This window comes from Nostocoides sp. (assembly GCF_037045025.1).
Lineage (GTDB): Bacteria > Actinomycetota > Actinomycetes > Actinomycetales > Dermatophilaceae > Nostocoides_A.
Genome location: NZ_JBAOHM010000011.1, coordinates 703113 through 716452, shown reverse-complemented (window position 1 = coordinate 716452; position 13340 = coordinate 703113). Strand labels below are relative to the sequence as shown.

The window sequence follows — 13340 nt, the reverse complement described above, 5'->3', positions numbered from 1 at the left end:
CGGACGCCTCACCCGCGGTGCGCCCGGGCGGTGTCCTCGATCCACAGGGTCAGCAGCCCGCCGAAGTGCGCCTCGAAGCGCTCCCACTCGTGCGGCGGGTAGGTCTGGTGGATCGTGGAGACGAGCATCGTCTTGAACTCGGTCGAGCAGACATACTCGAAGGCCATCTCGTCCACGTGCGCCAAAGTCGTCGCGCAGAACTCCTGATAGCGCTCGGTCTCGAAGTGGTCGTCGGCCAGGCGCTGATAGGCCTCGAGCTTGGCGCCGTAGTCGAGGTCCTCGTTGTCCGCCACCGCAAACCACGGCGCGGTGTCGACCTGGGTCTTGGCCAGACGATCGGTGACAACGCAGAAGGTGGACCAGCGCAGCAGGGCGGTCATCGCCCACGGGAAGTAGTAGTGCAACGAGGTGACCGCGACGTCGGGGCAGGCGTTGGCGTAGTCGATCGGGTGGATCGTCTCCCCCGTGACCAGCATCTCGCACGAGTTGAACTCCCAGCGGAAGAAGGCGTTGACCGTCTGCGAGATCGTGATCGCCTCCTGCCCCGCGGCGGGGCTGAGGAAGTCGTGGGAAACCTCATACCGGTTGTGCATCGGCTCATCGGGCCGGAACTTCATCACCTTGGTCTCCGGCCCGATCGTCAGTGCCCGCGCAAAGACGTCGAAGTCGATCGACTCCTGCAGATGCATGAGCATCTCGCCGGATTGGTCATAGGTGCGCATCAGTTCCTCGCGGTCTCGCACCCGGGAGACCCCGCGCCAGCCGCCGCCGTCGAACGGCTTCATGAACAGCGGATACCCCATGTCGTCGGCGATCGCGGCGAGGTCGAATTGCTTGTTGTACTTCGAGGACGTGTAGGCCCAGCGGGCGTTGTCGATCGGGTTCTTGTAGGGAACCAGCACGGTGTCGGGGACCTTCATCCCCAGCCGCAGCAGGGCGCAATAGGCGGAGTGCTTCTCCATCGACTGGAAGGTGAACGGGCTGTTGAGCAGGTAGACGTCGTCCAACAGTGCGGCCTTCTTCAGCCACTCCCGGGGGTGGTAGTACCAGTAGGCGAGCCGGTCGATGCATAGGTCCTGGCGCGGCTGGTCGCGCAGGTTGAACGGCTCGATCGTCACGCGCTCGGTGCGGACCCGGTGCTGAGCGCCGTCGGGAGTGCTCAGCACGCCCAACCTGCGGGCGAGCGCCTCGAATGCCGTCGGCCAATCCTCCTCGGCCCCTAGCAACAAACCGATGAGGTGGTCACGCTGAGTCGGCATCGAGTTCCTTTCCTGAACGGGCAGCGACGGAATTTGCTAGAGAAGGGCTTTAGCAGAAGCGCGGCAGATGATGGGCGAGTTGCCGGTGCCACCACGGCCAGTCGTGCGCGCTGTCGTGGCCCCATACGTCGAGTTCGTGCCGGATTCCCTTGGCGCGCAGCACGTCGGCAAAGGCGCACGTCGACGGGTAGGACCTCGTGGGCGACCACTCGAAGGGGCCCTGACCGACCACGAGCAGTATCGACGCGCGCTCGCGCAGCCAGTCGAGGTGACTGCCGTTGGTGTTGGCGAGGTAGGACATCGGGTTGGCGAAATAGGTCGCGTCGCCGATCTCGCCCCAGCCATTCCACGAGCTCGGGTCGTAGTTGCCCGACAGCCCGATGGCCAGCGGCGCAATGTCGGCGCGCTGCAACGTGAAGTGCACCGCGTGGTAGGCGCCCATCGAGACGCCGAGCGTGATCAGCTCCTGCCGGCCGCCGACCTGCTCGGCGATACACGGCAGCGCCTGCTGCTCCAACCACGCGTGGTAGGCGCCGTGCCGGCGGGCCCGCTCCTCAGTCGGGTGCTCCTTGGCCGACCAGGTCCACGCATCAAGGGAGTCGACGCAAAAGAAGCTGACTCGGCCGGCGTCCACGAGGTCTTGGACCGCCGCCACCATGCCGTTGTTGGCGAAGTCCTCGGCGCGCCCGGCCTCGGACGGGAAAACCAGAACAGGTCGCCCGTAATGCCCGTGGCGGACCACCCCCAAGGACATATCCCAGCCCGGGACCGGAAGGTCGATGCGTTCACCCATGGGGTTATCCAACACGATCCGCTTTTGACATTCTGTCGAGCATGACCACGGGCGCGGGCTGGGGGCAGCCGACTCGGCGCCGGCGCGTGTTGAAGCATCCCTCGCAGGTCGTGGTCGCAGCCTTCGCCGTCGCGGACGCTATCGGGGTCGTGCTGCTGATGCTGCCGATGGCAACGGCCGGGCCAGGTTCGGCTCCGCTCATCACCGCCGTGTTCACCTCGACCAGCGCCGTCTGTGACCGGGATCAAGGGCCGGGGTCAGGATGTGACCCATGCCACCCCGGAAACCGTGGTGCGCGCCGGCGACCTCGTCATCGTCGCGGGCGACCGGCGCCGGGTGGAGGCCTTCTCCAACCGGGACTGACACCCCGCCGCGTGCTTAAAACAGAGCGGACATCAGCGCGGTGCGGGCCTTCTTGACCCGGTCATCGTGATTCCCGACGACGTCGAAGAGCCCGATCAGGTGCGTGCGGACCCGCTCTCGCTCCGGCCCGCTCGTGTTGCGCACCAGGTCGATCAGCCGGGCGAAGGCATCGTCGATGTGCCCGCCCAGCAGGTCGATGTCCGCGACGGTGAGCGCCGCGGCGATATCGCTCGGATCGCCAGCCGCCGCTGCCCGTGCGGCGGCCGGATCAACATCTTGGGTGCGGGTCAGCAACTGCACCTGGGCCAGTCCAAGCTTGGCGTCGGTGTCGCTCGGGTTTTGCGCCAACGCTTTTTCGTATGCCGCCGCCGCGGCTGGGAGGTCGCCGCGCTCGATCGCGTCGAACGCCTCCTGGTGCAGCGGCGGCAGTTCGTCGGACTCGAGCTCGGCGGCGGCCAGGTTGAGGCGGCCGGTGACGCTCTGCTGGACGGCGAGCCCGAGGAACTCCTCGAATACCTGCTTGAGCTGGTCGGCGGGGACGGCGCCGGCGAACATGGGCAGCACCTGCCCCTGGACCAGGCCGATGGTGATCGGCACCGATTGCACCTGCAGGGCGCGCGCCAGACCGGGGTTGCTGTCGACGTCGACGCTGACGACCTGCAGCCGCCCGCCGAGTGTGCGGGCGACCTCGACGACAGTGCCGAGGAAGACGACGGATTCGGGCAGCCGGGTGGAGACGACGACCAGCACGGCCGGCACGCGGATCGAGCGGTTGACGGCGTCGTTGAAGGTCGCATCGCTCGCTTGGACGTGCAGCGCATCGCCGCCCGCCTCCGCGGGCGCGCCGGCGCCTGCTTGGGCCGCTCCCGTTGCTGGGGACGCTCCCCCGCCGAGACTCGTCAGGTCGACGGCGCCACGGGTGGCGGTAGTGGGGACGGTCTGTTCACCGGGCTGGTCACTCATGTGGCCCATTCTCCTTGATTCGCCGAGGTCTGCACTTCTCGGTGAGGTCGGCATCTCGGGAGTAGACTTCACCCGGAAGTGCAGACCTCAGCGTGTCTTTTGGGGTGGCTGCCAGCTAGCTGGCGTCGATGTCGCGCAATTGCTCGCTGGCACCGATGACCGTGGCCGGGCCGCTGCGCGGGATAACCACGGCGAAGTTCTCCAACCAGTCGAGGTCGACGGCCTTCTTGACCTTCTTTTTGCCGGCGAGTTCGGCCAGCCGGGCGGACAGGAGGAGTTCCTTGGCCCGCTTGGTCGGGCGCAGCCGGTCGTGCCGGGCGGCTTGGACGAAGGCCAGGGCCGAGCCGTCGGCCAGCCGGAAGGCGACCAGATCCTGCTCATAGACCGTATGACTGCGCGTGAACGTCCCGAGCTTGCCTAGTGCCTTGGCCTGCTCGGCCGAGCTGGCGAGCAAGCCCTTGGCGAAGGCGTCGTTGGTCGAGACGATCGCGCTCTTGGTGGCTTTGGCGGGATAGGTGAGCAGCGCGGCATACGCGGCGATCACCTTCTCGGGGCGATCGACCAGCCCGGAGCCGTCCTCGACACGGGTGATGCCGTCGGCGATCTCCGGGAGGGCGGGCACGCTGGCGCCGGCCTGCATCGGCACCGCGGTGTGCAGCTTGACGGGGGTGGTCGCATCCCGCTGGATCAGGACGTACAGGGTTTGCACGCCGTCCTGTTGCGCGGTCGCGAGCAGCGTGCGCGGCCACCCGCGGCCCTTGCTGACGCCGAGGACCTGCACCTTCGGCGGCATCGTGAGCGCGTTCGGCGCGCCCGTGTCAACGAACTTGGCGGCCACCTCGGCCAGACGCAACGCCGGTCCCGCCAGCGCCGTCGTGCGCTCGGCAGCGGCGCCGGAACTCGCACCCGTGGCCGCGCGTGCGGCGGCAAGCGCGCGGTCGGCCACTTGCCGGGCGGCGGCGGCGCTGAAGACGGCGCCGGTGGCCTGCTCGACTGGCGCGGCCCGCAGCCCGGCCACCCGATCGGGTATGCCGCAGCCCGCGAGCGGCAGCGCGGCCGCCACGGCGAGGGCGGCGAGCGCTCGGGGAGAGGTCCTCATGCCGACACCTCCACGGCATCCTCGGCGCCGGCGCGCCCGTCGTCGGTCGGGCCAGGGGGCTGTCGGCGGCGACGGCGCAGGAGCAGCCAGGCCCCGACCAGGGTCACGACGACGCCAGCTGCAACCACCGCGATCGCCTGCTTGAACCAGGCCGACCGCGTCCAGGTCAGCGTGACCGCGTCCAGCTTTCCGTCCCCGACGGGAGCGATCACGACGGTTTCAGGGGCGGTGTCCTGGCGGATGGTCACCGTGTCGGTGCTCGTGATCGTCGTCGTTGAGCGCCAGACGTTGACGGAGGTCAGGTCGATCCCGCTGGCACCGGGGCGACGGGTCACCGTGGCGGTCTTGGCGGGCAGTTCGACGGCGGTGACGGCATCGAGCGCCTTGCCTTCGATGACGGACAGGGCGTCGGCGGGAGTGCCGACGGCGACCACGGCAGTGGAAGCGGTGGCCGGGGTGATCTCGATGCGCACCGGCTGGTCGGTGCGATTGAGGATCCGCGGCTCAAGAACGAGCGGGGTGGCGCCGACGGGGTCGACCGTGAAGCGGGCGGCGCCGTCGGACCCGAGATAGTTCGCGAACCAGCCGCCAAGGCCGATGAGCGCGAGCCCGGCGAGCAGCAGCACGGCGCCCACGATCCGCTTGACCAGATGCACGGGGAGTTGTCCTTCAGAAGCGAGGTGGCCGGTCGCGAGGTGGCGCGACGGCACGGCAAGCATCCACGATGACTCATCAGGGGCGCCACGCACAAATCCGGGACGGCCGGGCGGGAGCGCGCCGGTGGTGCCCGGCTTAGCGGGTTCCCGGTTCCAGACGGGCTCCAGCGGGCAGCTGCTGGCCGGGGCGCACCATGCAGTCGCGCCCGACGAGCGCGATGCGGCCGTCGGTCAGCCGGCCCGCGGCGTGGGCACCGACCCGCGCGCCGCGCCCGATCCGGGTCTGCTCGTCGATGACGCTGGTTTGGACCACCGCCCCCGCCGCGACGTGGACAGCGGCGAACAGCACGCTGTCGACGACGCGGGCGCCCCGCTCGATACGCACGCCAGGGCCGAGGACGCTGCCGACAACCTCACCGGCGACATCGCAGCCACCGGCCACGGCGCAGTCGGCGAGCCGGGCCCCGTCGCGGATGCGGGCCGGCGCCGGGTGGGGCGTGGTGGTCGTGATCGGCCAGGCCGGGTCGGCGAGCAGGCCCACGCGTCCGCGCACGAGGTCTCGGTGGGACTGCACGTAGGCCGCGGGTCGGCCGACGTCGCGCCAATAGCTGCCGATATCGACCGCCAGCACCGGCCCGGACTCGATGAGCGCCGGCAGCAGCCGCTCCCCGAAGTCCCCGAGCCCGGAGTCGGCAGGATCGTCCAGCGCCCCTGCCTGATCCCGGTCGCGGCGCAGCGCGGCGAGGGTGTCGAGCAGGGCCGCGGTCGAATAGATGAAAATCTCCGTGGCGACCGTGGTCCCGGCAGCCCGCTCCGGCTTGTAGTCCAGCGCCTCGACCTCTCGGGCGCGCACGCCGTTATCGGCGAGGGCGCGATCCCGGCCGCACGTGCGCACCACGGCCTTGTGGCTGGCTTCGGACTTTGGGACCTCGGCGGTCAGGATCGTCGTCACCGCGCCCGCCTCGAGGTGGGCGGCGAGGATCGGACGCAGGTCGCAGGCGAAGACGTGATCGGCGCTGCTGACCACGACCAGGTCGGGGGCGTGCCGAGCGATCTCGTCGTGAGTGCGGAAGAGATCGTCGGCGTTGCCGGTCGAAAAGCCGCCACTGACCGGCGCGCGGCCGGCCTCGGGCACGAGGCGGCGATAGCCGCCGCGGTTGCGGTCGAGGTCCCAGGGACGGCCGGACTGCAGGTGCTCATCCAGGCTGCCGGCGAGGTATTGCACCGAGACCCAGACGTCGGCGATGCCGCTGTTGGCCAGGTTGCTCAGAGCAAAGTCGATCAGTTGGTGCGTTCCGCCCCAGGGCAGCGCCGGCTTGGCGCGCTCGCGGGTCAGGACATCCATCCGCGAGCCCTGCCCACCGGCTTGGACGATCCCGAGGACCCGGGGCGGTAGGTGGGACAGGCGAGTTGATCTCGGCATGCGGCCATCATGCCCGCCGGCTCGACGGCCGCGCCTATTGGAGGCCGGCGATGACCTGCGCGGCAGCGGTGTGCGGTGGCAACTCCCCTGCGGCGATGGCCGCGGCATACGGCTCGATCGCCGGGGCGATGCGCTCGCGCAGGGCGCTCAGCACGAGCGCCTCCAGCTCGGCGCGGGCCCGCTCACCGCGGCGGGCCGCGAGCGTGCCGTCGGCGGCGGCGTGCTCGCGGTGTTGGGTCAGGGCGTCGACGAGGTCGTCGACGCCGGTGCCGTCGGCGGCACTGATCGACAGGATCGGTGGGTGCCACGCGTCGGGCGGTCGATCGGCGAGCCGGAGCATGGCGCGCAGCTCGCGAGCGGTCTCGCGGGCACCGCCTCGGTCGGCCTTGTTGACCGCCAGGACGTCGGCGACCTCAAGCAGCCCCGCCTTCGCCGCTTGGATGCCGTCGCCCATCCCCGGGGCGAGCAGGACGAGCGTCGTGTCGGCCGACGCGGCAACCTCGACCTCGGACTGGCCGACGCCCACGGTCTCGACGAGAACCACGTCGAACCCGGCGGCTTCGAGGAGCCGGATTGCCTGGGGCGTGGCAGCGGCCAGCCCGCCAAGGTGACCGCGCGCCGCCATCGAGCGGATGAAGACACCGGAGTCGGTGCCGTGTTCCTCCATCCGGATGCGGTCGCCCAGCAGCGCCCCGCCGGTGAACGGCGAACTCGGGTCGACGGCGAGGACCGCGACCCGGCTGCCGCGGGCGCGGAGCGCGCGCACGAGCGCGCTGGTCGTCGTCGACTTGCCGACGCCGGGTGCGCCGGTGATCCCGATGACGTATGCCGCGGTGCTCGCCGCCCCGGCTGCCGCCAGCACCTCGGGCACCCGCGGGTCGCCGGCCTCGACCCGCGAAATCAGCCGCGCCAGGGCACGCACGGAGCCGGACCGAGCCGCGGTCAGGAGAGCGGGAACGTCCGCGGCTCGGGCCATCCGCGAACTCAGGCCTTCGGCACGCGCACGATCAGCGCGTCGCCCTGGCCACCGCCACCGCACAGCGCTGCCGCGCCGACACCGCCGCCGCGGCGCTTGAGTTCGTTGGCGACGGCGAGCACGACGCGAGCGCCGGACATACCGAGCGGGTGCCCCATCGCGATCGCGCCGCCGTTGGGGTTGACGATCTCGGGGTCGACGCCGAGTTCCTTGGTCGAGGCGAGCCCGACGGCCGCGAAGGCCTCGTTGATTTCGATGACGTCGAGGTCGGCGGGGGTGATCCCGTCCTTCGCGCAGGCGGCCTTGATCGCTTTGGCCGGCTGGGACTGCAGGGTCGAGTCCGGGCCGGCGACGACGCCGTGGGCGCCGATCTCGGCCAGCCAGCTCAGGCCCAGCTCCTCGGCCTTGGCCTTGGGCATAACGACGACCGCGCAGGCGCCGTCGGAGATCTGCGAGGCCGATCCGGCGGTGATCGTGCCGGTCTTGCTGAACGCCGCGCGCAGCCCGCCGAGGGACTCGGCGGTGGTGTCGCCGCGCACGCCCTCGTCGGTCTTGAACTCGATGGGGTCGCCCTTGCGCTGCGGGATGCTGACCGGGACGACCTCGTCGTCGAAGAAGCCGTCCTTCCAGGCCTTGGCGGCGTTTTGGTGGCTGCGGGCGGAAAAGGCGTCCTGCTCCTCGCGGGTGAACTGCTTCTCGTCCACATTGGCCGACTCGGTCAGGGCGCCCATCGCCTGGTTGGTCAGGATGTCATGCAGCCCGTCGAAGGCCATCGAGTCCTTGACCGCGACATCGCCGTACTTGTAGCCGTCGCGGCTCTTGGTCAGCAGGTGTGGGGCATTGGTCATCGACTCCTGGCCCCCGGCGACGACGATCTCGAACTCGCCGGCGCGGATCAGCTGGTCGGCCAGGGCGATGGCGTCGATGCCGGAGAGGCAGACCTTGTTGACGCTCAGAGCGGGGACGCTCATCGGGATGCCGGCCTTGACCGCGGCCTGGCGGGCGGGGATCTGGCCCTCGCCGGCCGTCAGGACCTGACCCATGATGACGTAGTCGACATCCTCGGGCTTGACACCAGCCTTCTCCAGGGCGCCCTTGATGGCGAAGCCGCCGAGGTCAGAACCGGAGAAACCCTTGAGGGAGCCGCTCATCCGGCCCATGGGAGTGCGGGCTCCCGCGACGATGACGGACACAGGACGATCGGACATGACGGCCTCCAACGGCAGCGGTGGGTGAGCAGTATTCGCCTCCCAGCCATGCTAACCAGGCGGCCGCTCCCCGGCACCGGGTGCGCCGGTGTCGCTCACCACAGTTGGCCTCCCAGCGTAACGCGGGTGACGGCGCGCAGCGGGCCGGCGGCATACGCTCGACGTCATGAGTGACACCGCATTGTTCACGGCCATCGACCACGTCGGCGTCGCCGTCGCCGACCTCGACGCGGCGATCGCGTTCTATCGCGACACCTTTGGGATGGCGATGCTCCACGAGGAGGTCAACGAGGAACAGGGCGTCCGCGAAGCGATGTTGGGCGTCGGCGATTCCGGCTCGTGCATCCAGTTGCTCGCCCCGCTCTCGCCGCAGAGCACGATCGCCAAATTCCTCGATCGCAACGGCCCGGGCATCCAGCAGATGGCCTACCGCGTCGGCGACATCGACGCCGTGTGCACGACCTTGCGCGAGCGCGGCGTGCGGTTGCTGTATGACGTGCCGAAGCGGGGCACGTCCAACTCCCGGGTCAACTTCATCCACCCCAAGGACGCCGGCGGCATCCTCGTCGAACTCGTCGAACCGGCAGGTGACCAAGCTCACGGGTGACCGCACTCTCATAGCCTGATCGAGGCCCCCTGGGGCTGGCTAGGTTCGGCGGTATGCAGCAGATCCTTGATGCCATCATGTCCGGCGACCGGTCCGAGGAGACCTACGCCAATCTGCAACTCCCCGAGACCTATCGGGCGGCGACCGTCCACGAGGACGAGACCGGGATGTTCGAGGGGCAGGCGTCGCGGGATAAGGATCCGCGCAAGTCGCTGCACATCGACGACGTCCCGATCCCCGAGCTGGCTCCGGACGAGGCGCTCGTCGCGGTCATGGCGAGCGCGATCAACTACAACACGGTGTGGACCTCGATCTTCGAGCCGCTGCCGACGTTCGGTTTCCTCAAGCGCTACGGCCGGCTGTCCGAATACACCAAGCGGCACGACCTGCCCTACCACATCGTCGGCTCCGACCTGGCGGGCGTTGTCATGCGCACCGGGTCCGCGGTCAACCTGTGGAAGCCGGGCCAGGAGGTCGTCGCCCACTGCCTGTCGGTGGAGCTGGAACACCACGACGGTCACGACGACACGATGATGGACCCGGAGCAGCGGATCTGGGGCTTCGAGACCAACTTCGGCGGCCTGGCGCAGCTGTGCATCGTCAAGGCCAACCAACTGATGCACAAGCCCGCGCACCTGTCCTGGGAAGAGGCGGCCTCGCCCGGGTTGGTCAACAGCACGGCATACCGGCAGTTGATCTCCAAGAACGGCGCGGGGATGAAACTCGGCGATCGCGTGCTGATCTGGGGCGCCAGCGGCGGCCTGGGCTCGTATGCGACGCAGATGGCGATCGCCGGGGGCGCCGAGCCGGTGTGCGTGGTCTCCAGCGAGGACAAGGCGGAGATCTGCCGCAAGATGGGCGCCGAGCACATCATCGACCGCCGCGGCGAGGGCTACCAGTTCTGGAACGAGGAGGGGACCAAGCAAAACCCCAAGGAGTGGCAGCGCCTCGGCAAGCGGATCCGCGAGCTGACCGGCGGCCACGACGTCGACATCGTCTTCGAGCACCCGGGCCGCGAGACCTTCGGCGCCTCGGTCTATGTCACCCGCAAGGGCGGCATCATCACGACCTGCGCCTCGACCTCGGGCTACATGCACGAATATGACAACCGCTACCTGTGGATGAACCTCAAGCGGATCGTCTCCAGCCACTTCGCCAACTATCGTGAGGCGTGGCAGGCCAATTCGCTCATCGACCGCGGCTTGATCCACCCGACGCTGTCCAAGGTCTATCCGCTCGCCGAGGTCGGCCAGGCCGCGCTGGACGTGCACAAGAACGCGCACCAGGGCAAGGTCGGGGTGCTGACGCTGGCGCCGGAGGAGGGCCTGGGCGTGACCAACCCGGAGAAGCGGGCCGCGCTGGTGGACAAGATCAACCGCTTCCGCGACGTCTGATTTTCATCATTGGGTCAGTTGAGCGGTAGCGACGTCATGGCGTCGCTGCGGCTCAACTGATGGGGTCAGGCAGTCAACGAACGGCGCAGTCGGCGCGGCGGCAGGGGCGAGTCGGCCAGGTCAGGCCAAGCGAGGTGGCGAGGCCGATGATCTCGGCCGCCGTCTCGCAGGGCGTCTCGGCGGTCTCCTGCCAGCCGTAACGCAGCAAGGGCGTGCCCCGCGTGGTGGCGGCATTCTGTTTCGCCCGGTCGACCCGGCCCTTGCCACGGTGCAAGAGCAGGCCATCGAGTTCGACCGCGCACGCGGCGGCAGCCAACAGGTCCGTGGCGTCCGGGAGACCTGGCGGGACGCCATACCCGATGTCGTAGCGCCGTCCGCAGTTGCGGACGGTCTGGCGCAGCTGCCGATGCCCGGGCGGTATGCCGTGGGGGCGCTCGACGTCCCGAACCCACCGGAACTCCAACACGCTCTCCAGCCCGGCAGCATCGGTGAGGGCATCGCGCAGCAGGGCCCGGTGCGGGTGCCGTCGTTCGGCCACAAGGACCTGCTGCAGCCGCGCTGGCGTGGTCCGGCGCCGCTGCAGCACGGCGCCGATGACGGCGAGGGCATCGTCGGGGCTCCCGTCCTTGGTGATCTGATTGACGGTCCATTCGAGGGTAGTTCGCGGTGGCCAGAGCCCAAGCAGGCGCTTGGGGCGGTCGGCGTAGCGCACCCTCGTCCCGGCCGGCGCCGTGATGCGCCGGGCCGTCGGGAGCAAGAGCGCATGCTCGCCCTCCGGCTCCTCGGCGAGGCCGAGAACGTAGGCCGCGCTCCACGCCTCCAGGGCCGCGCCCGGGCCGGCGGCCAAGAGCGCGGCGCCGGCGCTGGTCGCCCAATCGATCGGTCCGTTGTGCGTGACATAGACGCTGCGGTGCGGCCGCTGCCACCGGCCGTGGTCGACCCGCCACCGCAAGACTCGCGAGGTCAGGCCCAGCTTCTTGGCCTCTGCCAGTGTCACGAGGGGCAGTTCATCGCGCGTCGGCAGATCCGGTCGCTTGTCGACCCACAGAATCCGCCCCGCCGCCATGGCCGCCAGCCTGGCCTGCCGAGGGCACCGCCGCCACGGCTGACGAATTTGCTGTGGATAACGTGACGTCCTGGCTCCGTCCCCCTGTGGACGACGGTGGACCCGGCTGCCAATAATTCGCCGCGCCGCAGAGCCTCGCTGTCGCTGGCCCGCGTTAGGGTCGGATGGACAGGGAGGTGAGTATGGCCGGGGTGCCGTGGCGTCGCTATCGCGATTTCCGCCATCGCCAGCGGGAGGCGCTGCACGCGAGCAACCATCCGCACCCGGAGCGGCACGCGCCGGATGAGCCGGGACCGGTGGAGCAGCTGCTCGGCGAGGAGGAGCAACCGCGGGAGGGAGGGCCGCCGGCGGAGGGAGGGCCGCAGACGGTGCCCTTTTCGTCCCCGGAGGAGGCCGCGAACGCACCGAACCCGTTCGGCCGGGCGGGCGCCCCGCTGAATCGGCATTCGCCGTTCTACGTCGGCTTCGTCGGCGCCTTGGGCGCGCTGATCGCCGTCGGCCTGTGGCGGGCGATGGGCCGGTTGACGACGACGCTGACGATCCTCGTCGTCGCGTTCTTCTTGACCCTCGCGCTCAACCCGCTGGTCGAGTGGCTGATCGGGAAGGACTTGCGGCGGTCCCAGGCGGTGGCGGTCGTCTTTGCCGGCGTCCTGGTCGTCTTCGCCCTGCTCGGGCTGCTGGTGATGCCGCCGGTGATCCGGGAAGGCGCGGCCCTGCTCAACAATGCGCCGGACTATGTGGATTCGATCCTCAACTCCAAGGTCGTGCGTGACCTGGACAAGAACTACGACATCGTCGACCGGCTACAGAAGGAGATCAACGACCGGTTGACCGATGGCTCGTTCGTCTCCCGAGTGTTCGGTGGAGTCCTGGGCGCGGGGAGGCTGGTCGTCAACGTTCTCTTCCAGGCGTTCACGATCCTCGTCCTGACGCTGTATTTCCTCGCGACCTTCCCGCGGGTCAAGCAGGCGGCGTTCGCGATGGTTCCGGCGTCGCGGCGGGCGCGGGTGACCTCGCTGTCGGAGGAGATCATGCGCCGCACCGGGGCCTATGCGATGGGCCAAGCGGCGGTGGCCACCGTCAACGCGGTGCTGTCCTATGTGATGATGACGATTGTCGGCATTCCGTATGCCGCGGTGCTGGCCGTCGTCGTCGGCTTCCTCGGGCTGATCCCGATGGTGGGGGCGACGCTCGGGGCGTTGCTCGTGGCCACGGTGGCGTTCTTCGATGAGCCGAAGAAGGCGATCATCGCCGGCGTCTACTACCTGATCTATCAGCAGCTCGAGAACTATGTGGTTGCACCCAAGATCATGGCCCGGACGGTGTCGGTGCCGGGGTCGGTGACGGTGGTGGCGGCGATGACCGGGGGGACGCTGCTCGGGGTGTTGGGGGCCCTGTTGGCGGTGCCGATCGCGGCCGGGTTGTTGTTGCTCTATGAGGAGGTTCTGCTGCCCCGGCAACGGCGGGCCTGACCGGCGACGGCCCGGGGTTGGCCTGCGGAAACGTGGGCGGCGCAGGAAGCACGATGGCGGC

General features: G+C 69.5%; 13 protein-coding genes. 4 read left to right on the top strand and 9 right to left on the bottom strand.

Features of this window, described 5'->3' with window-relative positions:
• Window positions 1-8 precede the first annotated feature (8 nt).
• Window positions 9-1259: an ATP-grasp domain-containing protein gene (locus tag V9G19_RS14590; protein ID WP_462286126.1), complete on the bottom strand. Its 1251-nt coding sequence runs from the start codon at window positions 1257-1259 to the stop codon at window positions 9-11.
• Window positions 1260-1308: 49 nt separating this feature from the next.
• On the bottom strand, window positions 1309-2052 hold the full coding sequence (locus V9G19_RS14585; RefSeq protein ID WP_462286125.1) for an esterase family protein: 744 nt from the start codon (window positions 2050-2052) through the stop codon (window positions 1309-1311).
• 234 nt (window positions 2053-2286) lie between these two features.
• Here V9G19_RS14585 and V9G19_RS14580 point away from each other — a divergent pair, with 234 nt between their 5' ends.
• Window positions 2287-2415, top strand: coding sequence for a TrkA C-terminal domain-containing protein (locus V9G19_RS14580; protein ID WP_462286124.1), 129 nt, complete (start codon window positions 2287-2289; stop codon window positions 2413-2415).
• Window positions 2416-2430: 15 nt separating this feature from the next.
• Here the strand turns inward: V9G19_RS14580 and V9G19_RS14575 are convergent, their stop codons facing one another.
• The 6 genes from V9G19_RS14575 to V9G19_RS14550 all read right to left on the bottom strand — a co-directional run bounded on the left by V9G19_RS14575 (window position 2431) and on the right by V9G19_RS14550 (window position 8740).
• Window positions 2431-3378: a tetratricopeptide repeat protein gene (locus tag V9G19_RS14575; protein WP_462286123.1), complete on the bottom strand. Its 948-nt coding sequence runs from the start codon at window positions 3376-3378 to the stop codon at window positions 2431-2433.
• 115 nt (window positions 3379-3493) lie between these two features.
• Window positions 3494-4477, bottom strand: coding sequence for a hypothetical protein (locus V9G19_RS14570; RefSeq protein ID WP_462286122.1), 984 nt, complete (start codon window positions 4475-4477; stop codon window positions 3494-3496).
• Complete coding sequence (locus V9G19_RS14565; protein ID WP_462286121.1) at window positions 4474-5187, bottom strand: hypothetical protein; 714 nt, start codon at window positions 5185-5187, stop codon at window positions 4474-4476. The genes V9G19_RS14570 and V9G19_RS14565 overlap by 4 nt, the downstream gene beginning before the upstream one ends.
• 82 nt (window positions 5188-5269) lie before the next feature.
• Complete coding sequence (locus tag V9G19_RS14560; RefSeq protein WP_462286120.1) at window positions 5270-6556, bottom strand: glucose-1-phosphate adenylyltransferase family protein; 1287 nt, start codon at window positions 6554-6556, stop codon at window positions 5270-5272.
• Between the two features lie 34 nt (window positions 6557-6590).
• A complete protein-coding gene (gene meaB, locus V9G19_RS14555) occupies window positions 6591-7532 on the bottom strand; it encodes a methylmalonyl Co-A mutase-associated GTPase MeaB (protein WP_462286119.1) in 942 nt (313 codons plus the stop codon).
• A gap of 8 nt (window positions 7533-7540) precedes the next feature.
• Entirely contained in the window at window positions 7541-8740 is a 1200-nt protein-coding gene (locus V9G19_RS14550) for an acetyl-CoA C-acetyltransferase (RefSeq protein WP_462286118.1), read from the bottom strand.
• Between the two features lie 166 nt (window positions 8741-8906).
• On the opposite strand from V9G19_RS14550, the gene mce reads away from it, so the two are divergent.
• Together mce and ccrA are read left to right on the top strand one after the other, a co-directional pair.
• Window positions 8907-9347, top strand: a complete 441-nt coding sequence (mce, locus tag V9G19_RS14545; RefSeq protein ID WP_462286117.1) for a methylmalonyl-CoA epimerase — start codon at window positions 8907-8909, stop codon at window positions 9345-9347.
• A 53-nt stretch (window positions 9348-9400) separates the two neighbouring features.
• Window positions 9401-10741, top strand: a complete 1341-nt coding sequence (gene ccrA, locus V9G19_RS14540) for a crotonyl-CoA carboxylase/reductase (RefSeq protein ID WP_462286116.1) — start codon at window positions 9401-9403, stop codon at window positions 10739-10741.
• A 73-nt stretch (window positions 10742-10814) separates the two neighbouring features.
• On the opposite strand, the gene V9G19_RS14535 is transcribed toward ccrA, so the two are convergent.
• Window positions 10815-11807, bottom strand: coding sequence for a type IV toxin-antitoxin system AbiEi family antitoxin domain-containing protein (locus V9G19_RS14535; RefSeq protein WP_462286115.1), 993 nt, complete (start codon window positions 11805-11807; stop codon window positions 10815-10817).
• A 182-nt stretch (window positions 11808-11989) separates the two neighbouring features.
• On the opposite strand from V9G19_RS14535, the gene V9G19_RS14530 reads away from it, so the two are divergent.
• Window positions 11990-13279: an AI-2E family transporter gene (locus V9G19_RS14530; protein WP_462286114.1), complete on the top strand. Its 1290-nt coding sequence runs from the start codon at window positions 11990-11992 to the stop codon at window positions 13277-13279.
• Window positions 13280-13340 lie beyond the last annotated feature (61 nt).